The sequence below is a fragment of the Actinosynnema sp. CA-299493 genome, from assembly GCF_050946825.1.
Taxonomy (GTDB): Bacteria; Actinomycetota; Actinomycetes; order Mycobacteriales; family Pseudonocardiaceae; genus Actinosynnema.
In genome coordinates this window covers 4,705,969-4,729,299 of record NZ_CP191993.1, presented here as the reverse complement: position 1 = coordinate 4,729,299, position 23,331 = coordinate 4,705,969, and the positions used below count along the sequence as shown (strand labels likewise).

Annotated in this window: 23 protein-coding genes; 10 read left to right on the top strand and 13 right to left on the bottom strand. The window is 72.2% G+C overall.

Going from position 1 to position 23,331, the window contains the following annotated elements:
- Nucleotides 1-8: 8 nt before the first annotated feature.
- The 3 genes from ACQPYE_RS19445 to ACQPYE_RS19435 are packed head-to-tail and all read right to left on the bottom strand — an operon-like array spanning nt 9 to nt 3,585.
- On the bottom strand, nt 9-1,007 hold the full coding sequence (locus tag ACQPYE_RS19445) for an iron-containing redox enzyme family protein (protein ID WP_498713090.1): 999 nt from the start codon (nt 1,005-1,007) through the stop codon (nt 9-11).
- On the bottom strand, nt 1,004-2,077 hold the full coding sequence (locus ACQPYE_RS19440) for a carboxylate-amine ligase (protein WP_498713088.1): 1,074 nt from the start codon (nt 2,075-2,077) through the stop codon (nt 1,004-1,006). Before ACQPYE_RS19440 ends, ACQPYE_RS19445 begins: the two co-directional genes overlap by 4 nt.
- Nucleotides 2,077-3,585, bottom strand: a complete 1,509-nt coding sequence (locus ACQPYE_RS19435; protein WP_498713087.1) for an FAD-dependent oxidoreductase — start codon at nt 3,583-3,585, stop codon at nt 2,077-2,079. The genes ACQPYE_RS19440 and ACQPYE_RS19435 overlap by 1 nt, the downstream gene beginning before the upstream one ends.
- A gap of 61 nt (nt 3,586-3,646) precedes the next feature.
- Between ACQPYE_RS19435 and ACQPYE_RS19430 the strand changes: the two genes are divergently transcribed.
- Nucleotides 3,647-4,087: a DUF6098 family protein gene (locus tag ACQPYE_RS19430; RefSeq protein WP_498713085.1), complete on the top strand. Its 441-nt coding sequence runs from the start codon at nt 3,647-3,649 to the stop codon at nt 4,085-4,087.
- Nucleotides 4,088-4,092: 5 nt separating this feature from the next.
- Here the strand turns inward: ACQPYE_RS19430 and ACQPYE_RS19425 are convergent, their stop codons facing one another.
- The 4 genes from ACQPYE_RS19425 to ACQPYE_RS19410 all read right to left on the bottom strand — a co-directional run bounded on the left by ACQPYE_RS19425 (nt 4,093) and on the right by ACQPYE_RS19410 (nt 9,176).
- A complete protein-coding gene (locus tag ACQPYE_RS19425; protein ID WP_498713083.1) occupies nt 4,093-6,099 on the bottom strand; it encodes a neutral/alkaline ceramidase in 2,007 nt (668 codons plus the stop codon).
- Nucleotides 6,100-6,203: 104 nt separating this feature from the next.
- A complete protein-coding gene (locus ACQPYE_RS19420) occupies nt 6,204-6,449 on the bottom strand; it encodes an acyl carrier protein (protein ID WP_498713081.1) in 246 nt (81 codons plus the stop codon).
- Nucleotides 6,442-8,121, bottom strand: coding sequence for a fatty acyl-AMP ligase (locus tag ACQPYE_RS19415; protein ID WP_498713078.1), 1,680 nt, complete (start codon nt 8,119-8,121; stop codon nt 6,442-6,444). Before ACQPYE_RS19415 ends, ACQPYE_RS19420 begins: the two co-directional genes overlap by 8 nt.
- Entirely contained in the window at nt 8,118-9,176 is a 1,059-nt protein-coding gene (locus tag ACQPYE_RS19410; RefSeq protein ID WP_498713077.1) for an SDR family oxidoreductase, read from the bottom strand. Before ACQPYE_RS19410 ends, ACQPYE_RS19415 begins: the two co-directional genes overlap by 4 nt.
- Before the next feature lie 84 nt (nt 9,177-9,260).
- Between ACQPYE_RS19410 and ACQPYE_RS19405 the strand changes: the two genes are divergently transcribed.
- Nucleotides 9,261-9,818, top strand: coding sequence for an EF-hand domain-containing protein (locus ACQPYE_RS19405; RefSeq protein ID WP_498713075.1), 558 nt, complete (start codon nt 9,261-9,263; stop codon nt 9,816-9,818).
- A 112-nt stretch (nt 9,819-9,930) separates the two neighbouring features.
- Nucleotides 9,931-10,893, top strand: coding sequence for a GlxA family transcriptional regulator (locus ACQPYE_RS19400; protein ID WP_498713073.1), 963 nt, complete (start codon nt 9,931-9,933; stop codon nt 10,891-10,893).
- On the opposite strand, the gene ccsB is transcribed toward ACQPYE_RS19400, so the two are convergent.
- The 6 genes from ccsB to ACQPYE_RS19370 all read right to left on the bottom strand — a co-directional run bounded on the left by ccsB (nt 10,875) and on the right by ACQPYE_RS19370 (nt 14,425).
- Nucleotides 10,875-11,684 (bottom strand): c-type cytochrome biogenesis protein CcsB, encoded by an 810-nt coding sequence (gene ccsB, locus ACQPYE_RS19395; RefSeq protein ID WP_498722948.1) that lies wholly within the window; start codon nt 11,682-11,684, stop codon nt 10,875-10,877. The genes ACQPYE_RS19400 and ccsB overlap by 19 nt on opposite strands.
- A 61-nt stretch (nt 11,685-11,745) precedes the next feature.
- Nucleotides 11,746-12,126, bottom strand: coding sequence for a hypothetical protein (locus ACQPYE_RS19390; RefSeq protein WP_498713071.1), 381 nt, complete (start codon nt 12,124-12,126; stop codon nt 11,746-11,748).
- 69 nt (nt 12,127-12,195) lie between these two features.
- Complete coding sequence (locus ACQPYE_RS19385) at nt 12,196-13,077, bottom strand: M56 family metallopeptidase (RefSeq protein ID WP_498713069.1); 882 nt, start codon at nt 13,075-13,077, stop codon at nt 12,196-12,198.
- Nucleotides 13,074-13,424 carry a BlaI/MecI/CopY family transcriptional regulator gene (locus tag ACQPYE_RS19380; protein WP_498713067.1) on the bottom strand — a complete coding sequence of 117 codons (351 nt, stop codon included), beginning with the start codon at nt 13,422-13,424 and terminating at the stop codon, nt 13,074-13,076. The genes ACQPYE_RS19385 and ACQPYE_RS19380 overlap by 4 nt, the downstream gene beginning before the upstream one ends.
- Nucleotides 13,421-13,585, bottom strand: coding sequence for a hypothetical protein (locus tag ACQPYE_RS19375; RefSeq protein WP_498713064.1), 165 nt, complete (start codon nt 13,583-13,585; stop codon nt 13,421-13,423). The genes ACQPYE_RS19380 and ACQPYE_RS19375 overlap by 4 nt, the downstream gene beginning before the upstream one ends.
- A gap of 27 nt (nt 13,586-13,612) precedes the next feature.
- The gene (locus ACQPYE_RS19370) at nt 13,613-14,425 is read right to left on the bottom strand and encodes a GntR family transcriptional regulator (RefSeq protein ID WP_498713062.1); all 813 of its coding nucleotides are present in this window, start codon (nt 14,423-14,425) and stop codon (nt 13,613-13,615) included.
- A 181-nt stretch (nt 14,426-14,606) separates the two neighbouring features.
- On the opposite strand from ACQPYE_RS19370, the gene ACQPYE_RS19365 reads away from it, so the two are divergent.
- From ACQPYE_RS19365 to ACQPYE_RS19335, 7 genes are all read left to right on the top strand, one after another.
- Nucleotides 14,607-15,851, top strand: coding sequence for an extracellular solute-binding protein (locus ACQPYE_RS19365; protein WP_498713060.1), 1,245 nt, complete (start codon nt 14,607-14,609; stop codon nt 15,849-15,851).
- Nucleotide 15,852: 1 nt separating this feature from the next.
- A complete protein-coding gene (locus tag ACQPYE_RS19360; protein ID WP_498713058.1) occupies nt 15,853-16,803 on the top strand; it encodes a carbohydrate ABC transporter permease in 951 nt (316 codons plus the stop codon).
- The gene (locus ACQPYE_RS19355) at nt 16,800-17,636 is read left to right on the top strand and encodes a carbohydrate ABC transporter permease (protein WP_498713056.1); all 837 of its coding nucleotides are present in this window, start codon (nt 16,800-16,802) and stop codon (nt 17,634-17,636) included. Before ACQPYE_RS19360 ends, ACQPYE_RS19355 begins: the two co-directional genes overlap by 4 nt.
- A 24-nt stretch (nt 17,637-17,660) precedes the next feature.
- Nucleotides 17,661-19,139: a beta-N-acetylhexosaminidase gene (locus ACQPYE_RS19350; RefSeq protein WP_498713054.1), complete on the top strand. Its 1,479-nt coding sequence runs from the start codon at nt 17,661-17,663 to the stop codon at nt 19,137-19,139.
- Nucleotides 19,140-19,155: 16 nt separating this feature from the next.
- On the top strand, nt 19,156-20,538 hold the full coding sequence (locus tag ACQPYE_RS19345) for a cellulose binding domain-containing protein (RefSeq protein WP_498713052.1): 1,383 nt from the start codon (nt 19,156-19,158) through the stop codon (nt 20,536-20,538).
- Between the two features lie 127 nt (nt 20,539-20,665).
- On the top strand, nt 20,666-21,928 hold the full coding sequence (locus ACQPYE_RS19340; protein WP_498713051.1) for an MFS transporter: 1,263 nt from the start codon (nt 20,666-20,668) through the stop codon (nt 21,926-21,928).
- Nucleotides 21,925-23,325 (top strand): pyridoxal phosphate-dependent decarboxylase family protein, encoded by a 1,401-nt coding sequence (locus ACQPYE_RS19335; RefSeq protein ID WP_498713049.1) that lies wholly within the window; start codon nt 21,925-21,927, stop codon nt 23,323-23,325. Before ACQPYE_RS19340 ends, ACQPYE_RS19335 begins: the two co-directional genes overlap by 4 nt.
- Nucleotides 23,326-23,331: the final 6 nt, after the last annotated feature.

Below are 23,331 nucleotides of genomic sequence, written 5' to 3'. Positions count from 1 at the left end.
AGAGGACGTCAGAGGGGCAGGCGCAACGCCGTCTGCCCCTCTTGCCATGCGCCCAAGAGGTGGTCGCCGAGCCGCTGTTCGAGCAGTTCCGTGGCCTGCACGCCGAACACCACGGAACCGGTCAGCTCCGGTTCGCGGGCCAGCAGGTCGCCGATCACGTCCCGGCGCATCACCTGCTCGTGCACCGCGTCCGCCTCGATGTGCTCGGTGAAGAACTCCACGCAGTCGGGGTGCGCGTCCAGCCGTTGCAACGCCTTCGCCATGCGGGTGGCGCTGGGCGCCGTGGTGATCTCGGCGGCGGCGAAGTGCCCCACCAGCGAGCCGCGCAACGACCGGTGCAGACCGCACAACGACATCAGGTTGACCGTGGCCAGCACCACCGCCGGCGCGTGCTCCAGGTACCGGAGGTAGCCGTTGTCCAGTCCGGCGCCCACGAGCAGGTCGGCGAACAGCCGTGAGTGCATCCGGTCGCCGCGGCCACCGCCGAACTCGTCGAACTCGACGGCCACCAGCGCCGCCTTCGCGGTGCCACGCAGGCGTGGGATCACCCACGCGTGCGGGTCCGCCTCCTTGAGGTGGTAGATCGAGCGCAGCGCCAGGTACTCGCGCATGTGCCACCACTCCCCCTGGTCCTTGAGGAAGTGGCTCACGCCGACACCGTCGACCGGCTCGACCAGCAGCTCGTCCAGCACGCCGTCGATGTCCGCGCCACCGGGCACGTCGGCGCGCAGCGCGTCCAGGAACACCTGTTCCAGCCCAGCGCGGAACCCCAGCAGCCCCGGATCCCACTCCCAGGCGTCCGACACCGCAGCGAAGCCCTGGTAGTGCAGCTCGTAGCAGACGTGCAGGGCCAGTTGCAGGTCGTCGCCGTACGGGTCAGCCGACACGTGCGACGGCAGCCCGGCCGCCGGCGGGTCGCCGCGCAGGGCGTCCAGGACGGCGGCGGACAGGGGGCCGCGCGGCGCGGGCAGCACCGCTCGGTCGACAGCGGGGTCCACAGTGGTCATGACCGTGGACTACCCGCTCCGGTGGGAGCGCACGCGAGCAGCTCCACGGCGGACTCGGGTGATCCCGCCCTCAGCTGCCGTTGCGCGCCCGTGCCCCGGTCGAGCACGTCGCGCACCAGCGCGTGGACGAGGTCGCGGTCGTCGCCCAGCGCCTCGGACACGTGCTCCAGCAACGCTTCCACCAGCTCGACCGCGGGCACCTCGCGCTCGGTGACCGGGTCGACGCCGGGACCGGACAACCCGTGGCGGGCCGCCGACCACACGGCCGCCGACAACACCTGGTCGTCCAGGTCGGGCGCGGCTCCGGCGGCACGCGCCGTGTCGACGAGCGCCCTGGTCAGGCCCGCTTGGAGCAGGGCGTCGTCCACCGTGGCGGCGGTGTCGGCGGCCCGCACCTCGACGGTCGGGTAGCGCGGCGACGGCCTGGCCAGCCAGAACGTCTGGTTCGCGTCCACCAGGGCGCCGCAGTCCACCAGCCGGGCGAGCCGGGCGTCGTACTCGGCGGCCGTGCGGCAGAACGGCGGCACGCCCGAGCCGGGGAACCGCGCCTGGTCCAGCATCCGCCAACTCGCGTAGCCGGTGTCGCGGTCCCGGTCGAACGGCGAGTTGCCGCCGAGCGCCAGCAGCGTCGGCAGCCACCGCCGCAGGTGGTTGACCACGTGCACGGCCGTCTCCCGGTCCGGCACGCCGACGTGCACGTGACAGCCGCAGCACTGGTAGGCCGCCACCTGACCGCGGTAGATCGACTCGATCCGCTCGAACCTCTCCCCCGCGCTCAAGACCGGCCGCGGGTCGGCCAGCGGCGGCGACCCCGACGCGACCAGCCACAGCCCCTCGGCGTGGGCGGCGGCGGCGAGCGCACGCCTACCGGCCGCCAACTGGTCGCGCAGTTCGTCCAGGTCCGCGCACACACCGGTGGCGAACTCCACCTGCGCGGCGTTGAGCTCACGCTGGGCTCGCGCGCCCGGCGGCAGGTCGCGCACGCGTGCCAGCACGTCGGTCGCCCGTGCCACCGGGCGACGCGTCGACGGGTCCACGAGGAGGAACTCCTCCTCCACACCGATCGTCATCAGGCGGGCTCGCGGCGCGGTAGCGGCTTGGTCGCCGGACCTTCCAGCACGGCGCCGTCCACGTCGAACCGCGATCCGTGGCACGGGCAGTCCCAGCTGCGTTCGGCGGAGTTGAACCGGACCAGGCAGCCCAGGTGCGTGCAGCGCAAGGACACGCCGTGCACGCCACCCGCCTCGTCGCGGTACACGCCTGCCTTGCCCTTGCCGTCGCGCACGACGCGCGCCTCGCCGGCCGGCACGTCGGCGACCGAGTCGACCTCGGCGGACTTCAACCGGTCGCCGACCAGGTCGACGGCCACCTTCGCGTTCAACTTCGCCAGTTTCGGCGTGGCGCCCAGGGTGAGCCGGTGCGGGCTGAACCGCGCCGCGAGCGGGTTCTCCCGGCCCACGATCAGGTCGGTCAGCAGCTCCGCGGCCATGGTGCCGTTGCTCAGGCCCCACTTCATGAACCCGGTCGCGCCGTACAACGTGGACGAGCCGGGGAGGTAGGGGCCGATCATCGGCAGGTTGTCGTAGGACGTCGGGTCCTGCGCGGACCAGCGGTGGGTGACCTCGGCGATGTCCCAGCGCTCGGCGGCGAACTTGGTCAGCTCCTCGTACGGCTCGCCCGGTGACGAGCCGGTGGCGTGGCCGCACCCCGCGACGATCAGCAGGTCGCCCGAGCTCGCCAGCGACCACGAGGGGCTGCCGGCGCTGATGCCGAGGCCCGTCGGCGGTGTGCCCGACACCAGCCGGACCGCGACGCAGTAGGACCGCACCGGCTCCAGCCGGGCGAAGTACAGGCCGCGGTCCAGGATCGGGTAGTGCGTGGCGACCACCACGCGTTCGGCCACGACCGTGCCCTGGTCGGTGTGGACGCGGCTCGGCGTGCCGTCCTCGATGCGCAGCACGCGGCTCGCCTCGTAGACGCGCGACCCGTCGCCGTCCACGGCCTCCGCCAGCCCCCGCACGTACTTGACCGGGTCGATCGCCAGCTGGTCGTCCAGCCGCACCGCGCCCGCGATCGGGAACGGCACGCCCATCAGCTCGCCGCGGTCGCGCACCACGGGCAGCCCCGCCTGCGCGGCGGCCTCGGCCTCCTGCTCGACCGCGGCCAGCTCACCCTCGTCGAGCGCGAAGGTGTAGGCGGGCATCCGGCGCAGGTCGCAGGCGACGCCCACTTCGGACACCAGCGCGGCGACCCGTTCGACGGCGGCGGCGTTGCCGGAGGCGTAGTCGGCCGCGGCTTCGACGCCGTGCCGGTGTTCGATGGTCGAGTACACGGTGGACTGGAGGGCGGTGACCTTGGCGGTGTTGTTGCCGCTGACGCCGCTGCCGACCCGGTCGGCTTCCACCAGCACGACCCGCAGGCCCGCGCGCTTGAGCAGCAAGGCCGTGGTGACACCCGTGATGCCACCGCCGATCACCGCTACGTCCACCGCTGTCTCGCCGGTGAGCACGGGGAACCGGCCGTGCGGTATCGCCTCGGACCACAGCGAGTGGCGGGCGGTCGTGGTCGCTTCCGTCATGTTGTAGCTGATACCCGGGCGTTCCGTGTTCGAACCTCCGTCCACGAGGTAACCCCGGCGCATGCTGACCTTCGCCGATCTCACCGACCTCGTCGACCTGGTCGAGGACCGCAGTCCCGCGCGCGAGCTGTACGTGCGCTGGTCGCGGGGACCGGAGGCGGACAACGACCGGCGCAGCCGGGACGGGTTGAGCGGCGTGCGGCTGCCCGGTCTGTCCGCCAACTCCCTCGCGGTCGAACCGTGGTGGGGCGACCGACCACTGAGGCTCTGGGTGGCCCGCCGCCTGCACGACTACCGCCACCTGCGGGAACGCCGGGGTCCGGGCACGCGACCGTGGATCCTGGAGGGCACCGAGGTCGGCCGCGGGCCGGACAACGAGCCCTTGGTGAAATGCCGTCACCCGATCGGGTGGATCGCGGACGACGTGCTCCTCGAGTGCGAGCGCCTGGTCGAAGAGCACGCCGCCACGAACTGGGGCCCGCTGGACCGCGAGGGCCGGTAGCCGGCCTAGCCGACGGTGAACGTCCTCGTGGCGCCGGTGAACGGGGTGATCGCGCCGGTCCAGCCGCTCTTCCAGTCGCCGTGGTGCACGATGCGGTACGTGCCCGCCGGGGTGTCGGCCGGGATCGCCCAGGTGACCGTGGCGTTCGAGTTGGCCACGCCGTCGCGCTGCCAGCGGTAGCGGGTGGACCAGTCGCCGTCGTCGGCGTGCCTGGTCCAGGCGCCGTCGACCAGGCGCTGGACCTCCAGGAACGTGCCGTTGCGGCGGAGGTCGTTCTTCGGGTGCCCGGTGACGAACACGGCCGTGGCGGTCTGGCCGCGGGCGTAGGTGGTGGCGGGTTGGGTGAGCACCTGGCCGAAGGAGTGCCACGGTGCCTTGTCGTCGAACACCACGCCGGTCTGGAGGTTGATCTCGGTGAACGGCGGCTTGGCGGGCGTCGCGCCCGGCGCGAGGGGCGTGCCGGCGCGCAGTGACGCGGCGAGCTTGCCGAACTCCTGCTGGTAGGCCGGCAGGGTGTTGCGGCCGAACAACGTCGAGCCGCCCTCGTACTGCTGCAGGTCGTACTCCTCCGGGGTGGTCACGTACTGGCTGTAGTCGTTGGCGTAGCCCTGCACCAGCACGTTCTCCAGCGGCACGCCCGCCTCGGCGGCCACCGCGCGCCGGATCCGCAGGCCCGCCACGATCGTCACCTCGCCCGGCACGGCGACCAGGTGCAGCGGACCGATCTTCACGATCTGCAGCGGCAGCACGTTCGGCGTGGCCTGCACCAGGCCGGTCGGCACCAACGACGCCTTCGGGTACTGGCAGTCCCGCAGCCACTGCGGCACCTCGACGTCCAGCGGCTCGAACAACGCCTTCCACGGGCTGGTCATGCCCTCGTCGAAGCCGGGGATCGCCGGGCCGTCCTCGACGCTGCCCGCCATGGTGGACGCGCCGACCACGCCGGGACACGTCGTGCCCGGCTTCCCGTCGGTGGTGTGCCGGCCGTCGACGGTGACCGCGGCCATGTCCACGAACCGCATCCGGTAGTCCACCGCGCCCGTGACCGGTGTCTGCGGGCCCGCGAACACCTGCTGCGCCTTGCGGTTCTGGCGCTCGCCGATGATCCGGGTGTTCTCCACCTCGTCCTCGGTCGGGCCGGAGCCGGGCCGCAGGTTCAGGTTCGGCGACATGTCGCCCGCGTTGGTGTTGGGGAACGCGGCGACGAACCCGGGCCGGTCCTCCAGGTACCGCACGCCCCGGTCGTCGTGCTCCCACTGGTAGGACGCGTAACCCTTGTTGTCCGGGCTGATCAGCGTGTTCTTGTTGGTCATCGAGGTGTTGTGGGTGGCGAACCAGCTGATCGCGCCGACGTCCGCGCCGTTCTGCCGGAACTTCAGCACCGTCATGGCCGGGTCGATCGCCCGCGGGAAGTGGCCCTTGTCGGGGTTGCGCTCGAACGCGACCCGGGAGCGGTTCACGCTGGCGTCCGTCAGCTCGCCGCGGCCCAGGGTCAACTCACCGGGCTTGAGGTCCTCGTGCGCGCGGACGATCGACTCCGTGATGCCGTCGGTGATCGCGGCCAGCGTCTGCGGCTGCATGCCCAGGATCGAGAGGTTGTAGGCGAGGTTGTGCGAGTAGCCGCCGGGCCCGGCGTGCGTGTGGGTGGCGGACAGCAGCACGTTCTCGCGGGTGTAGAGCGAGCCGTAGCGGGTCTGGAGCTTGGCCAGCACCGCTTCCTGCACCGCCCGGAAGATCATCGCCAGGTCCGCGTTGACGTACGCGACGCGCTTGCCGATGGCCTGGTCGACCACGACGTACGCGCGTGAGCGCTGCCGCTGGTGGATGCCGGTGGTCTTCTGGTCGAACGCCGAGTAGCCCATCATCCCGTTCTCGGCAGCGGGACCGGTGACGTCGGAGATACCCCGCCCGACCAGGTACGGCTGCGGCGCGGCGTCCGCGACCGGCAACCCGACCACGACCAGCGCGCCGACCAGCGCCGTTGCCGCCAACGACCGTCGCGAGACCCGCATCCGCACTCCCCGACCCGATTCGGTTCGCCATACGCGAAACGTCTTCACCTTTACTCGACGGTAGGTGATCGGGCCCACCCGGGCAATCCCCCGCCTGGCACAGCTCACGTTCGGTCGATCTGCCCCCCGAGGTGCGCCACGATGGTGTCGATGGTCGGGAAGTCCCAGGCCAGCGTGGGCTCCACGAGGATCCCCCAGCGTTCTTCGATGTCGACGCACAGCCCCATGGCGTGCACGGAGTCGAAGCCGAGCGAACGCAGTGCCACCTCGGTGCCGACCCGCGACGGGGGCAGCTCCAGGTACCCCGCCACGGCGTCGACGAGCCAGGCCCGCAACGACTCGTCAGACATGGCTTCCCTCCGAGGCGGTGACGATGGCGGCGACCGCGGGTGTCAGCTCGCGGCGCAGCGCCGACAGCCCACCGTCGAGGAACAGCTCGCGCATGTGCCCCCGACGCACCTTGCCGCTCGTGGTGTGGCGGATCGTGTTCGAGCGGACGACCACCAGGCTGACGGACACGCCGAACTGCTTGGTCACGGCGTCCAGCACGGCGCCGGCGAACTCGCCGGCGTCCACCTGCGAAGCGCGACGCACCTCCTGCACCAGCACGACGTGCTCCCCGGACTCGGCGTCCCGCACGCCGAAGGCCGCGCCCCGGCCCGCGTCCGGGTGCGCCTCCCGCGCCGAGAACTCGACGTCGTGCGGGTACAGGTTCCGGCCGCGGACGATGATCAGCTCCTTCAACCGCCCGGTGACGTACAGCTGCCCGTCGAGGAGGAACCCCAGGTCGCCGGTCCGCAGCCACCGGCCGGTCAGGTCGGTGACGAACGTGGTGCGCGTCGCGGCGGGGTCGCCGTGGTAGCCCGCGGCCAGACTGGGCCCGGCCACCCTGATCTCGCCGATCGCGCCGTCGCCCACCTCGACGCCCGTGGCCGGGTCGGCGATGCGCACGTCCATGCCGCCCGGCTCGCCGCACCCGACCAGCGGCACGCCGTCCTCGTCCGAGGTGGGCACGACCTCGCCGGCGGCCAGCGACGCCGGGGTGAACGAGCGGACGGTCGGCCCGAGTCCCCGTGACGTGCAGGTGACCACCAGGGTGGATTCGGCGAGCCCGTACCCCGGGTTCAGCGCGGTGCGCCGGAACCCGACCTGCGCGAACCGCTCCGCGAACGCGTCCAGCGTGGCGATCCGGATCGGCTCCGCCCCGCTGACCGCCATCGTCAGACAGGACAGGTCCAGCCCGCCGAGCTCCTCGTCACCGATCCGGCGGGTCGCCCACGCGTAGCCGAAGTCGGGCGCCACGGTCCAGTCCACCCGGTACTCGCTGATCGCGCGCAGCCAGCGGATCGGACGGGCGACGACCGCCTCCGGCGAGAGCAGGACCAGGTCGGCCCCCGCGTGCAGGGCCTGGAGTTGGAGCCCGACGAGTCCCATGTCGTGGTGGTGCGGCAGCCAGCCGCCGATCCGGCGGACCGGGACGTCACCGCTGATCTGCGCGAACAGCTCCAGGTTGTGCGTCAGGCTGCCGCGGGTGACCTCGACGCCACGCGGCCGGCTGGTCGACCCGGAGGTGTACTGGAGGTAGGCCACGGTGTCGGCGCCCGCCTCCGGCGGCTCGAAGGAGTCGGGGTCGGAGGTCTCGTCGAAGGTCCGCGCCGACAGGTTCTCCAGCACGGCCACGTGCGCCTCGTCGGTGAGCACCACTCGCGCACCCGAGTCCTCGACCAGGCGGTCCACCCGGTCCACCCGCGAGGCCCCGGACAGGGGCAGGGGCGCGGGCACCGCCACGGCGCGCGCGTAGAGGCAGCCGAGGAAGGCGACGAGGAAGTCCAGTCCGGCGGGGTAGAGCAGCAGCACGGGTCGGCCCGCCATCCCCGATCCGGTCAGCCAGGACGCCACGGCCCTGGCCCTCCGGTCGAGTTCGAGGTGGGTCAGCTCGACCGCCGGTCGCCCGTCGGCGAGGTAGGTGACCTTCCGGTCGGAGGGCGGGCGGGCTCGGAAGCGGGTGACGAAGTCCGTCATTCGGGGAGCCCTTCGCGGGTGTACCAGGAGATGAGGAGGTCGAGGATCCGAGGTGTGACGGGTGGCGGCTCGGCGTCCTCGTGGGACTCGAACCCGTACTCGTACCGGAAGTAGGGCGAGGTGAACTTGCACCGCATGTTGACGATCGCCTCGAACCTGCTGAAGGGCTCGGCCTCGACGTCCGCGGCGGTGACGGCGACCAGTTCGACGGGCAGGTGCGCGGAGATCGCGGCGAACAGGTCGGCCACCGGCACCGCGGTCGAGGGCACGAGGTGCCGCACCGGCCGGTCGAGCGGGCCGCTCGCCAACGCCAGCAGCCGGTCCACGGTGCCGTCGACCGGTGTCAGGTGCAGCGCCGCCCTCGGGTGGCAGACGAAGCGGACGCGTTCGCCGGGGGTGCGCCTCGCGAACAGCGCGATGACCCTGAGGAAGTCGTACATGCCGAGGTCGGTCAACGCCCGACCGGTCCCGGAGTGACCGACCATGACGCCCAATCGGGCGACGAGCACGTCACCCCTCTGTGCTAATCCGGTCTGCGAAAGTGCTACTTCGGCCACCCTCTTGGAGTGTTCGTAGTCATTTCTGAACTCGGACGGGTGGCCATAGTCGGGCCATTGCTCGAACGCTCTACCGTCAGTGGTCCCGTGTTGGTAGGCGGTGCTGACGTGGACATATCGAGAACCGGGTTTCGCGTGCCCGGCGAACGCGGCGGCGGTGTTGGCCGAACCGACCACGTTGACCGCGTGCAACTCGGCCTCGCGACGCGGGAAGAACGTTATGAGGGCGGCGCTGTGCCAATACGTGCAAGGGCCGGAGAACACCTCGGAGGCTGATATCCCCAACCCTTCTTCGGCCAGCGAGAACTCCTTGACCTGCACCTTCCTCGCCATGTCGGGGTCCAGGTGCAGCGTGGCCAGGGCGTCGGCGACCTTCCTCCGGACGACTTCCCCACTGGCTCGCGCCAAAGCGATCACCGCGTCACCACGTGCCACGAGCGCACCGATCAGGTGAGAAGCGACAAAACCATTGGCTCCGTCTACCACATGATCAGACATTGGGCAACCTTACCGCGATCGCATCGCGGGCAGTAGCGTTCACGTCGCCAGCGTAATACCCCACTGAAAAAAGGGGCACGTCCCATGCTCAACGAACTTCTGAAACGGAAACTCGCACACCTCTTCGCCCTGCTGGACGTGGACGACGACGGCACCATCGACAGGATGGACTACACGGCTTCCGCCGACCGGCTCGTCACCGCGTTCGGGTACGCGCCGGGGTCGCCCGAGAGCGAGCGCGTCCGGGACCGCTACACCAGGTTGTGGGAGGCGGTCACGCTCCCCATGGACACCGACGGGGACGAGCGCGTCGACGTCGAGGAGTACTCCTCGGGCATGGACCGGTTCGTGACCACCTCCGAGGAGGGCTACCGGACCCACATCGCACCGGTCGCCGACGCCTTCTACGACCTGATGGACGTCGACGGCGACGGCCGGATCACCAGGACCGAGTACGTGCGCATGGCGGCCAGCGCCTTCCGCTTGTCCGAGGAGGCCGGCAACGCGGCGTTCGACAAGCTCGACCTGGACGGCAACGGCTCGCTCGACCGGGCCGAGCTGCACATCGCCAACGAGCAGTTCTTCCGCGGCACCGAGGAGAACGCCAAGGGGAACTGGATCTTCGGGCCGATCGCGGTCTGACCCCTGTCCGACCCCGGTCTGCCGGGTGCGGCCCGAGAGGAGCCGCACCCGGCAGCAGCCGCGAGCGGAGGCACTCCGCCCGCGGCGCCGACCGCGCGGCTACGGTTCCGGGATGCGCACGGTGGCCGTCCTCGCCCTCGACCGGGTCGTCCCGTTCGACCTGTCCACGCCGATCGAGGTGTTCACCCGCACCCGCCTGCCCGGAGGTGGACCGGCCTACCGCGTGCTGGTCTGCGGCGCCACGCCGACGGTCGACGCGGGCGCGTTCACCCTCCAGCCGCCGTGGGGCCTGGACGTCCTGGCCGACGCGGACACCGTGATCCTGCCCGGTTGCGCCGACGCGACCGCGCCGATCCCGGACGAGGTGCTGGACGTGCTCCGGCGAGCGGCCGCCGGCGGCGCGCGGCTCGCGTCGATCTGCACCGGCGCCTTCATCCTCGCGGCCACCGGCCTGCTCGACGGGCTGCGTGCCACGACCCACTGGTCGGCGGCCCCCGAGCTGGCGGCCCGCCACCCCGCAATCGACGTCGACCCCGACGTCCTCTACGTGGACAACGGGCAGCTGCTCACGTCGGCCGGCGCCGCCGCCGGGCTGGACCTGTGCTTGCACCTGATCCGCCAGGACCACGGTTCCGCGGTCGCCGCCGACGCCGCCCGCCTCTCCGTGATGCCGTTGGAGCGCGAAGGCGGGCAGGCGCAGTTCATCGTGCACGAGCAGCCGCCGACGACCCGCGGCTCCGTGCTCGAACCCGTGCTGCGGTGGATGGAGGACAACTGCGCGAGCGACCTCGGTCTGGCGGACATCGCCGCGCACGCGGGCATGAGCACCCGCACCCTCAACCGCCGCTTCCGCGAGCAGACCGGCACCACGCCGTTGCAGTGGCTGCACCGCACGCGCATCCGCCGGGCGCAGCACCTGCTGGAGGCCACCGACCACCCGGTGGACCGGATCGCCGCACGGGTCGGCTTCGGCTCGCCCACCGCGTTCCGGGACCGGTTCAAGCGGGTCGTCGGCACCAACCCCCACGCCTACCGCTCCGCCTTCCGCGCACCGGCTCAGTCGACCCCCGCGTAGGAGTGCAGGCCGACCGCGACCAGGTTGACGAAGAACAGGTTGAACAGCACCACGACCATGCCGATGACGTTGAGCCACGCCGAGCGCCGGCCGCGCCAGCCGGCCGTGGCGCGCGCGTGCAGGTAGGCGGCGTAGCAGACCCACGACACGAAGGCGACGGTCTCCTTCGGGTCCCAGCCCCAGAACCGGCCCCACGCCTGCTCCGCCCACACCGCGCCGGTGATGATCGCGAACGTCAGCGTCAGGAACCCGACCGCGCCGGTGCGGTAGGCGATCTTGTCCAGGTCCTCGACGGGCGGCAGCCGACGGCGCGACTTGCCCTTCCGGGAGAACTCGCCCGAACCGGCCAGGTGCAGCGCGCTGACCACACCCGACAGCAGGAACACGCCACTGGCCATGATCGCCGCGGCGACGTGGATGATGATCCAGTACGAGCGCAGCGGCGGCACGAGCGGCGCGGCCTCGACGTAGAGCCGGTTGCCCGCCAGGAACAGCAGCGACGCGATCGGCAGCAGCACGAACACCGACATGCGGCGCAGGTCGTGCCGGAACACCAGGTACAGCCACGCGCCGACGGCGATCAACCCGACCGCCGACAGGTACTCGTACATGTTGCCCCACGGCACGCGGCCGGTCGCGACGCCGCGCAGCACCACCGAGCCCAGGTGCAGCAGTCCACCCAGGACGGTCAACGCGACACCGGAACGCCCGAGCCGCACGGCGAACGCGGGTGGGTCCGCCGCGTGGCGGGTCAGGGCGTACTCGGCCGAGCAGAGCAGGGCGGCGAGCATGTAGACGCCGAACGCGCTGGTGAACAGCCAGTCGCTGAGCAGCGCGGGCGCGGCGAGGCGGTCACCCACGGCCGGCCCACAGCTGGTCGAGCCGCAGGATCATCACCGGGACGCTCAGGCACGTCACGGTGAGCACGCCCGCGCCCCACCGGGACCGCTCCGCCACCGACCACACCGCGCCGAGCGGCAGCACGACCGCCACGCCGACCAGGTAGCCGACGAACGTCGCCCGGTCCAGCTCCCGGTCCGAGCCGAGCATCGCCACCACCCCGGCCACGGCCTGCACCAGCAGTCCCGCCTCCAGCAGCAGGACGACCGCCGCCAACCCGAGCGTCGGCTTGGTGCGCAACGTGATCGGGCGGTCGAGCACGGCCAACGCCAGGGCCCAGGCCGCGGCTGCCAACGCGACGACCGTCAACGCGGTCGCCAAGACTTGGATCATCGAAAACCCCTCCGACACGACTACTACGCAACGTAGCACTACACGTTGTAGTAGTCGTGTCGGAGGGGGTCACCACACCAGGAAGCTGAGCGGGGTCCCGACCAGCACCAGCCCCCCGACCAGGGCGGAGCACCGCAGCGCGGCGGGCAGCGGCGGCAGTCCGGCCAGGCGGACCAGCCGTGCCGCCACCGCGACGTCGGCCGCGCCCAGGGCGCCCTCGGGCGGACGCGCCGAGCCGAACCGGCGCAGCGCCGAGGCGAGCGACTGGGCGCCGTGGCGCAGGCTCGCGCTCTCGTCGGCCCGCATCTCCACCAGCAACGCCACCGCCCGCGCGACCGACCGCACCAGGCGGACCTTCGGCAGCACCGAGCACAACGCGCTGAACGGCAGCAGCACCAGGTCGTGCCGCTCACGCCCGTGCGCGTGCTCGTGGCCGAGGACGGCGTCCACCTGGTCGCGGGTCAACGCGGTCAGCGCGCCCGAGCTGAGCACGACGGCAGAGCGCGCGCCGGGCACGCAGTAGGCGACCACGGTCGGGTGGTCAAGCACGAACGCGCCGGGCGCGGCCTCGTCCCGGCGGGCCACCAGCGCCAGCACGTCCCGGTGCCGCCGCCGCACCCTCAGCACCGAGGCCCACGTCCACAGCAGGCCGATCGCCAGGTCCAGCGCGGACAGCAGCCCAAGCACCACCAGCAGGGCGAGCGGTGTCACGTCGCCGCGCACCGCGTCGTTCGCCCACCGTCCCAACGCGATCGGGATGGGCGCGTCGTAGGGCGCGAGACCGAGGGCGAGCAGCAGCCCGACCGCGGACAGCGCCCACGACAGGCCGAGCATCTGCCACAGCAGGATCCCGGTGCGCGGTGCGCGCCACACCCACCGGGCACGGGCGAGCGGACCGGCCGCCGCCACGCACAGCACCAACGTCGCCGCGAGGTGCAGCGCGGCGTTCACCGCTCGTCCAACGCCTGGCTCAGCGCTTCCGCCTCGGGCTCGGTCATCGACTGCGCGAAGTGCGCCAGCGCGGTCTCCCGGTCGCCGGTCAGCGACAACGCGTCCAGCATCAGCCGCGCGACGTACTGCTCGCGGCTGGCCACCGGCGCGTAGTACCAGGCCCGCCCCTCACCGGCCTCGCGGCGGACGAAACCCTTCTTCGCCAACCGGTTCAGCACCGTCATCACGGTCGTGTAGGCGAGGTCGCGGTCGGCGAGCGCGCGGACGACGTCCCGCACCGCGACCGGCTCGTCGCGGTCCCACAGGACGTCCATCGCGGCCCGTTCCAGCTCGCCAAGCCCGTTCACCGGCACCCTCCACCCGTCACGTGGCGATCGTACGAGGCGCGGCGACGGGCGGGCTCACGCGCCTTGCCGCCGTCGGACAGCTCCTCGAAGTAGCCGCGCGGTTCGGCGGCGTCGTCACCGCCGAGGCTCACGGTGGTGTTGTCGCCGGGGTTGTGCGGCATCCCGGGCGGGGTCGGGACGGCCCCGCGTCACTGCACGTCACCCGTGGTGGCCGAGCGGACCTGGCCCGAGGACAGGTCGCCCGGCGGGATGCCGGGGTGGTGGCCGGCACGCGCGCCGGGCGCGGGCGCGGACGGCGCGAGCGACAACCTGGAGACGATCCGGTAGCGGTCGCCCCGGTACAGCGAGTGCACGTACTCGACGGGACGGCCGGTGGTGTCGTTGGTCAGCCGCTCGAACAGCAGCGCGGGCGCGAACACCGGCACGCCGAGCAGTTCCGACTCGGCATCGTTGGTGACGGTCGGCTCGATGGACTGCACCGCGTCGCTGACGTGCACGCCGTGGTCGGCGAGCCGGTCGTAGAAGTTGCCGGACTCCATGTCCTGCACCGTGAGGCCGGGCGCGACGGCCACCGGGACGTGCAGGTGCTCGATCGCCATCGGCGTGCCGTCGACCAGGCGCAGCCGGGCGATGTAGGTGATCTCGGCCGCCGGCGACACGCGCAGCCGGCGGCCGACGCGCGCGCCGGCCGGGACGCGGGCGTGCTCCAGCACCCGGCTGGTCCACGCGCCACCGGCCTGCGGCACCGTCATCGCGCGGTCGGCCGACACCAGCTCCTGGGTGATCTTGGCGGGCGCGACGAACGTGCCGCGGCCGTGCTGGCGGATCAGCAGGCCGGTGTTGACCAGTTCGTCCACCGCCGAGCGGAGCGTGGGCCGCGACACCGACAGCTGCCGGCACAGCGCCCGTTCGGCCGGGATGGGCGCGCCCGGCGGGTGCGTCTCGATGAGTTCGAGCAGGTAGTCGCGCACCCGTTCGCGCTTGAGGATCGGTTCGGCCATGCCGCCTCGCTTCGTCTTGCCCGGTCGTCGACCAGTATGTCAGACCAGTGGTCAGGTCGGTTCCGATCAAGATCGAGAGCGCTCTCACGGCTGTGAACTGGGTGTTGACTGTCACATTGGTCTATGCCATCTTCGGACAGGCCCACCGAGGTTTACCAATTGGTCAGCTGAGAGGTGAGACGTGCCGAACCGCCCCGTCGCCTTGATTCTCACGTCGTTGCTCGCCCTGTCCGCCTGTGGTTCCGACCCGGGCGCGTCCGGCGGCGAGCAGGACGTCACCGTCTGGCTGATGAAGGACTCGGCCACCGACGACTTCGTCAGCCGCTTCGAGACCGAGTTCGAGCGCGACCACCCCGACCTGGACCTGACGATCCAGGTCCAGGAGTGGAACGGCATCACGCAGAAGGTGACCAGCGCGCTGGCCAGCACCGACCCGCCGGACGTGATCGAGGTCGGCAACACCCAGGTCGCCCGGTACGCGTCCAGCGAAGGCGTCACCGACCTGTCCGCCAAGGTCGGCGAGCTCGGCGGCGACGACTGGATCCCCGGGCTCGCCGAGCCGGGCGCGGTCGGCGGCAAGCAGTTCGGCATCCCGTTCTACGCGGCCAACCGGGTCGTGGTCTACCGCAAGGACCTGTTCGAGGCGGCCGGCGTGACGCCGCCCAAGACGCGCGACGAGTGGCTGGCCGCGACCGACGAGCTCGACGAGGGCGACACGCAGGGCATCTACCTGCCCGGCCAGAACTGGTACGTGCTGGCCGGCTTCGTCTGGGACGAGGGCGGCGACCTCGCCGAACAGGACGGCGGGAAGTGGTCCGGCACGGTGAACACGCCGGAGGCGTTGGCGGGCGCGGACTTCTACCGCCGCTTGCAGGCGTTGGGCGACGGGCCGAAGGACTCCGACGAGGCCAAGCCGCAGCAGACCGACGTGGTCGCGGGCGGTCGGGTCGCGCAGTTCATCGCGGTGCCCGGCGCGGCCGAGCTGGTCGCCAAGGCCAACCCCGCGCTCGCCGACCGACTCGGCTTCTTCCCCATCCCCGGCAAGACCGCGGCCACGCCCGGCTCGGTGTTCACCGGCGGCTCCGACCTGATCATCCCGCTCGCGTCGACCCGCCAGGACGGCGCCTACCAGGTGGTGAAGGCGCTGGCCGGGGAGAAGTGGCAGGTCGAGCTGGCCAAGGCGATGCACTACGTGCCCAACCGGACGTCGCTCGCGAGCGCGGTCGGCGACGACCCCGGCACCGCGGCGATGGCGGCGGGCGCGGTCAACGGCCGGGCCACGCCGAACTCGCCGAACTGGGCGGCGGTCGAGGCGCGCAACCCGATCAAGGAGTTCCTGACCGCGGTGCTGACCGGAGCGGATCCGGCGACGGCCGCGGCCGAGGCGGACAAGGTGATCACCCAGGCGCTCAGCTCGGGCGCCTAGCATGACGACGACGCTGACGCGGGCGGTCGAACGCCGCCCGCCGTCGACCCCTCCCCCGCCGCGCCGCCGCACGTCCTGGTGGCCGTACCTGCTGATCGCGCCGACCGTCCTGGCCACCGGGTTCCTGCTGCTGTACCCGTTGGCGCGCAACGTGGTCATCTCGGTGCAGGAGTTCGGCCTGCCGCAGCTCGTGCGCGGCGACGCGCGGTTCGTCGGCCTGGCGAACTACACCCGGGTGTTGACCGACCCGGAGTTCTGGGCGGTCGTGCGGCGGACGCTGGTGTTCACCGCGGTCAACGTCGTGCTGATCATGGTGCTGTCCACGCTGGTCGCGTTGCTGCTGGTGCGCCTCGGCAAGTGGGCGCGACTGCTGGTGATGTCCGGGCTGGTGCTGGTCTGGGCCACGCCGGTGATCGCGGCGACCACCGTGTTCCAGTGGCTGTTCCAGTCCCGGCTCGGGGTGGTCAACTGGGTGTTGGTCGGGCTGGGGTTCGACGGCTACCGCGACTACACCTGGTTCGCCGACGGTCCGGCCACGTTCGCCATCCTGGTCGCGTTGATCGTGTGGCAGTCGGTGCCGTTCGCGGCGCTGTCGCTGTACGCGGCGATGGTGACGATCCCGTCCGAGCTGCACGAGGCGGCGCGCATGGACGGCGCGGGCGCGTGGCGGGTGTTCTCCTCCATCACGTTCCCGGTGCTGCGGGCCATGTTCGGGCTGATCACCTGCCTGGAGGTGATCTGGGTGGTCAAGGCGTTCGTGCAGATCTGGGTCATCTCCCAGGGCGGTCCGGGGCGGGCCACCACGACGTTGCCGGTGTACGCGTTCCAGGTCGCGCAGTCGTTGCAGCGCTATGACCTCGGAGCGGCGGTGTCGATGCTCATGGTGCTGCTGCTCGTGCTGGTGCTGCTGGCGTACTTCCGGCAGATGTACCGGCAGGAGGGGCTCTCGTGACCGGCCGTCCCACGACCGGCGGGGTGCTGCGCGGCGTCGCGGCGGTGGTCGTGTTCGCGGTGTCGGTGTTCCCGGTGTACTGGATGGTGCTGACGGCGTTCAAGCCGACCCGGGACATCCAGGCCGAGACGCCGACGTTCCTGCCGCTGTCCGCGACGTTCGAGCACTTCGGCACCGCGGTGTCGGCGCAGGGGTTCTGGTCGTTCTGGCGCAACAGCATCGTGGTCGCGGGCGGCGCGGTGCTGCTGTCGCTGGTGGTGGCCCTGCTGGCGGCGTTCGCGGTCGCCCGGTTGCGGTGGAAGGGGCGGCGCGGGTTCATCCTGATGGTCTTCGTCGCGCAGATGACGCCGTGGGAGGCGCTGCTCATCCCGATCTACGTGATCGCGCGGGACACCGGGATGCTCGACACCCTCTGGATGCTCACGCTGGTCTACTTCATGATCACCCTGCCGTTCACCGTCGTGACGCTGCGCGGGTTCCTCGCCGCCATCCCGGTCGACCTCGAAGAGGCGGCGCTGGTGGACGGCTGCTCGCGGGCGCAGGCCTTCCGCCGGGTGGTGTTCCCGCTGCTCGCGCCGGGGCTGCTGGCGACCTCGCTGTTCGGGTTCATCACCGCGTGGAACGAGTTCGCCTTCGCCAACGTGCTGATCATCAAGAACCAGGACGACCGCACCCTGCCGGTGTGGCTGTCGTCGTTCGGCAACACGTTCGGCACGGACTGGGGCGCGACCATGGCCGCCTCCACGCTGTTCATGCTGCCGGTGCTGCTGGTGTTCCTCGTGCTCCAGGGCCGGGTGACCACCGGGATCGTCGGCGGCGCGGTCAAGGGCTGACGTTTCGTGGGGGGTCTCGTGATCGTGCCAAGACCGACGCGGCTGATCCGGCGGCACGGGCGGTTCGCGCTCGACCGCGACACGGCGATCCGGGCCACGCCCGGCGCCCGGGGCGCGGCCCGGCTGCTGCGCGGGCTGCTGCGCCCGGCGACCGGGTTGCCGCTGCCGCTGCACGAGGACGGGCGGGTGGTGCTCGCGCTGGACGACCGGCTCGTCGGCCTCGGCGACGAGGGCTACGCGCTGACCGTGAACGAGCACGCGGTGGTGCTGCGCGCGGCCACGCGTCACGGGCTCGCGCACGGCGTGCAGACGATCCGGCAGCTGGTGTCGCCGACGGCGATGGGTTCGCGGCCCGTGCCCGGCGTGGACTGGGCGTTGCCCGGGGTGGACGTCCGGGACGCGCCGCGACTGCCGTGGCGGGGCGTGCTGCTGGACGTGGCACGGCACTTCCAGCCGGTCGCGGTGCTGCGCCGGTTCGTCGACCTGATGGCGGTGCACAAGCTGAACGTGCTGCACCTGCACCTCACCGACGACCAGGGCTGGCGGATGCCCGTGCCGCGCCACCCGCGGTTGACCTCGGTCGGCGGACGGCGCGCGGAGAGCATGGGTGACGGCGTGCCGCACGGGGGTTCGTACACGCGCGCGGAGCTGGCCGGGCTGGTGTCGCACGCCGACGAGCGCGGCGTGCGGATCGTGCCGGAGATCGAGATGCCCGGACACGCCCGCGCCGCGTTGGCCGCCTACCCCCACCTGGGCAACTTCCCCCGCCGGCGGCTGCCGGTGTGGACGCGGTGGGGCGTGAGCGAGGCGGTGTTCGGGGTGGACGACGCCGTGCTCGAGTTCTGCCGGGACGTGCTGGACGAGGTGGTCGACGTGTTCCCCGGCCCGCACGTGCACCTCGGCGGCGACGAGTGCCCGACCGCGGAGTGGGAGTCGAGTCCGGGCGCGTTCCGGCGGGTCCGGGAGGAAGGGCTGGCCGGGCCGCACGAGCTGCACGGCTGGTTCCTGCGCGCGATGGCCGACCACGTGGTGGGCCGCGGGCGCGTGCCGGTGTCGTGGGAGCCGATCGGCGACCCGCGCGTGGTGGTGATGCCGTGGCGTGACGCGGCGGACGCGCGCACCGCGCTGGACCTCGGCCACGACGTCGTGATGGCGCCGCACCGGTCGACCTACCTGGACTACCCGCAGTCCGCCGACCCCGACGAGCCCGCCGGGCAGCCGAGCCTGGTGGTGACCGCGCGGGACGTCTACCACCTGCCGTTGCCGGACGGGGTGCTCGGCGCCCAGTGCGCGCTCTGGACGGAGTACGCGCCGACCGCGCGCCACCTGGAACGGCTGGCGTACCCCCGGCTGGCGGCGTTGGCCGACGCGCTCTGGGCGCAACGCCCGTCCTGGACCGACTTCACCGAACGGATGCGCGCGCACACCGGCCGCCTGAGCGCGCTGTCCGTGCCCCTGTCGAGGAAGGAGGACGACGCCCGCTCCCCTGTCCCACCCTGCTGACTTGAGGAGAGACGAAGTGTCCGCACGCATGATCGCCGCGATCGGAGCCGCCGCGGTGTCCGTCGCCGCGCTGGTGGCCGCACCGATGGCGTTGGCCGCCGACGTGGTCACCGCCCAGCACCGGACCAGCGCGTCCGGTGCGACGACCGACCAGGTCGAACCGTGGTTGAAGCTGGTCAACACCGGCGGCACGACCGTGCCGCTGTCCGAGCTGAAGGTCCGCTACTACGTCAAGTCCGAGACGCCCGACGTCGGCTACCGCTTCGCCTGCTCGTGGGCGGTGCGCGGCTGCGGCAACGTCACCGGCACGTTCGGCACGCTGACCGGCGGTCCGGCCGACCGGTACCTGGAGGTCGGGTTCACCGCGGGCGCGGGCACGCTCGCTCCCGGCGCCGACAGCGGCGACCTGCAACTGCGGTTCTACCGGTCGAACTGGGGTCCGATCACCCAGTCCGACGACTACTCGTTCCGCGCGGCGAGCGCCTACTCGGCGTGGTCGCGGGTGACCGTGCACCGGGGCGCGACCCTGCTGTGGGGCACGCCGCCCGGTGGCACCGGTCCGACCACGACCACCACGTCCTCGACACCGCCGAACCCGAACGGCCCGGCGTTGTTCGACGACTTCGACTACACGGGCTCCGGCGACTCGCGGATCTCCCAGCGCGGCTGGACGGTCCGCTCGGGCGGCGGCGGTCCGGGCGTGCCGGGCGCGGTATGGGATCCGGCGATGGTGACGTTCCCGACCGTGGACGGCCAGAAGTCGATGCGGCTGGAGTCGTCCAACAACGGGTCGTCCGCGCGGCAGACCGAGCTGTTCCACCAGCGGAAGTTCTTCGAGGGCACGTACGCGGCGCGGGTGAAGTTCTCCGACGCGCCGGTCTACGGCCCCGACGGCGACCACGTGGTGCAGACGTTCTTCACCATCACGCCGCTCAACAGCAACATGGACCCGAACTACGGCGAGCTGGACTTCGAGTACCTGCCCAACGGCGGGTGGGGCGAGCCCGCCAACATCCTGTACGAGACGACCTGGGAGACCTACCAGAACGAGCCGTGGGTCGCCGACAACGTCCACACCGAGCAGCGGCAGAGCTTCGCCGGCTGGCACGACCTGGTGATCCAGGTGTCGGGCGGCCGGGTGAAGTACTTCGTCGACGGCGCGCAGGTGGCCGACCACGGCGACAAGTACTACCCCGAGACGCCGATGTCGATCAACTTCAACCTGTGGTTCATCTCGGGCGGCCTGGCGGGCGCGCCCGGTGACCGCGCCTACCAGCAGCACGTGGACTACGTGTACTTCGCCAAGGACCAGGTGCTCAGCCCGGCCGAGGTGCGGTCCCGCGTGACCGGCTACCGCACGTCCGGCGTGGCCCACGTCGACACGGTGCCCGCGAGCTAGCCCGACCACCGGTCGCTGCGGCGTCGAACACCTCTTCGGCGCCGCAGTGGTCCGCCCGATCCCGCCATCCGGGCGCCGGAACTGGCCCTCGCGCGAGCAGGGGGTCGAATGCGAAACTCTTCCGCCTATGCGGCAGATCACTCGTGGCACCCGCGCGGGCTACGCGACCGGGTCCTTCGTCACCGGCGCGTTCGGCACCGTGCCCGGTCTGCTGCTCCTGCCCTACCTGACCGACGGCCTGGCCGTGCCCGCCGCCGTGGCCGGCCTGCTGGTGCTCGTGCCGAAGGCGTGGGACGTGCTGTTCAACCCCGTGGCGGGCCGGCTCAGCGACCGGGCCGGGGTGCGGCGACCGTTCCTGCTGCGCGGCGGCCTGGCGACGGCGGTGTTGTTCGCGCTGCTGTTCGCCGGGCCGTTCACCGGGACGGGCGCGGTCGTGTACGTGGCTCTGGTGTTCCTGGCCTGTGCGACGGCGTACGCGTTCTTCCAGGTGCCGTACGTGGCGATGGCCGCGGAGATCACCGAGGACTACGACGAGCGCACCCGGCTGATGGCGTGGCGGATGGCGTTCCTGGCGTTGGCGATCCTGGTCAGCGGCGCGGGCGCGCCGGCGGTGCGCGACGCGATCGGCTACCCGGGCATGGGCGTGGCGGTCGCGGCGCTGATGGTGATCGGCACGCTGGCCACGGTCGCGGGCACGCGCGGCGCGCCGGCGTCACGGCGGGTGCCCGCGGCGGCCGGCCTGGGCGAGTCGGTGGCGGCGGTGCGCGGCTCGCGGCCGTTCCGGCTGCTGCTGGCCGTGTTCGTGGTGCAGGCCGTCGGCCTGGGCACGATGCTCGCCGGTGTCGACTACTTCGCCCGGCTGGTGCTGGGCGAGCAGGGGTTGCAGACCGCCTTGTTCGCCGGCTTCGTCGGGCCGGCGCTGCTGGTGATGCCGCTGTGGCAACGCGTCGGACGGCGGCACGGCAAGCGGGTCGGGCTGGTCGCGGCGTCGGTGCTGTTCGCCGTGGCGGTGGCCGGGCTGACCGCGTCACGGGTGCTGCCGGTGGCGGCGGTGCTGGCGCTGATGGCCGTGATCGGCGTGGGTTACGCGGGCATGCAGGTGTTCCCGCTGGCCATGCTGCCGGACGTGATCACCGCCGAGGAACGGCGGACCGGCGCGACCCGCGCGGGCCTGTTCTCCGGGGTGTGGACGGCTGGTGAGACGTTGGGACTCGCGCTCGGGCCCGGCGTGTACGGGCTGGTCCTGGCGTTCGGCGGGTACGTCGCCAGCACCGACGGCGCGGCCGTGCAGCCCTCCGGCGCGGTGACGGCCGCGCTCCTCGGTTTCACCGTCATCCCGGCCGTGCTGGCGCTGGCGGCCCTGCCCCTGCTTCGTGAGGAGACCGCGTGACCGACGACGTCCTGGCCGAACTGCGCGCGTTGCGTGCCGGCGACCTGCCCACCCACGGCGGCCGGACGCTGGCCTACGTGTACGACAGCGCGCTGCCGGGTCTGGACGAGCTGGCGGCGTCCGCGCACGCGCTGGCGTCGTCGGTGAACGGGCTCGACCCGACCGCGTTCCCGAGCCTGCTGCGGCTGGAGAACGACGTGGTGAGCACGGCGGCACGGCTGCTGGGCGGCGGTGCCGCGGCGGTCGGCACGGTCACGTCCGGCGGCACGGAGTCGTGCCTGCTCGCGGTGGTCGCCGCGCGGGACTCGCGGCCGGAGGTCACGCGGCCGTCCATGGTGCTGCCGGAGACGGCGCACGCCGCGTTCCACAAGGCCGCGCACTACTTCGGCGTGCGGGTGGTCGCGGTGCCGGTCGACCCGGAGACGTTCCGGGCGGACCCGGTGGCGATGGCGGCGGCGATCGACGAGACCACCGTGCTGGTGGTGGCCAGTGCGCCGTCGTACGCGCACGGGGTGGTCGACCCGGTGGTCGAGATCGCCGCAGCCGCTCTCGAGCGCGGCGTGCGCTGCCACGTGGACGCGTGCATCGGCGGGTGGGTGCTGCCGCACGCGCCGGACGCGCCGCCGTTCGACTTCTCCGTGCCGGGCGTCACCAGCGTCTCGGTGGACCTGCACAAGTACGCGTACTGCCCGAAGGGGACGTCCGTGCTGCTGCACGCGTCGGCCGACCTGCGCCGGGCGCAGTACTTCGCGTCGGCCGCGTGGCCCGGCTACACGATGCTGAACTCGACCACCCAGTCCACCCGGTCGGGCGGACCGCTGGCCGCCGCGTGGGCGGTGCTGCGGCACATCGGTGACGACGGGTACCGCACGCTCGCGCGCCAGGCGCTGGAGAGCACCCGGGTGGTGCGCGAGGGCATCGAGAAGATCGACGGCCTGCGGGTGCTGGGCCGGCCGTCGTCGACGTTGCTGGCGGTCACGGCCTCGCGGGACGACTTCGACGTGTTCACCGTGGCCGACGAGATGAAGGCGCGGAACTGGTACGTGCAGCCGCAGTTCGCCCACCGCTCCTCCCCCGCGAACCTGCACCTCACCGTCACGGCGGCGAACGCGGGGCACGAGTCGGAGCTGCTGGCCGACCTGCGGGCGTCGGTGGAGGCCGCGGTCGAGGCCGGGCCGGTGCGGGTGGCGCCGGAGGTCGTCGCGTTCGTCGGCGGGCTGGAGCCGGACTCGCTCACGCCCGAGGAGTTCGGCGGGCTGCTCGCGGCGGCGGGCATGGGCGGTGGCGACCGCGCGCTGCCCGAACGGATGGCGACGGTGAACACGCTGCTCGCGGCGGCGAGCCCGGCGCTGCGGGAGCGGCTGCTGGTGGAGTTCCTGGGCGCGCTGTACTCGTGAACGGCG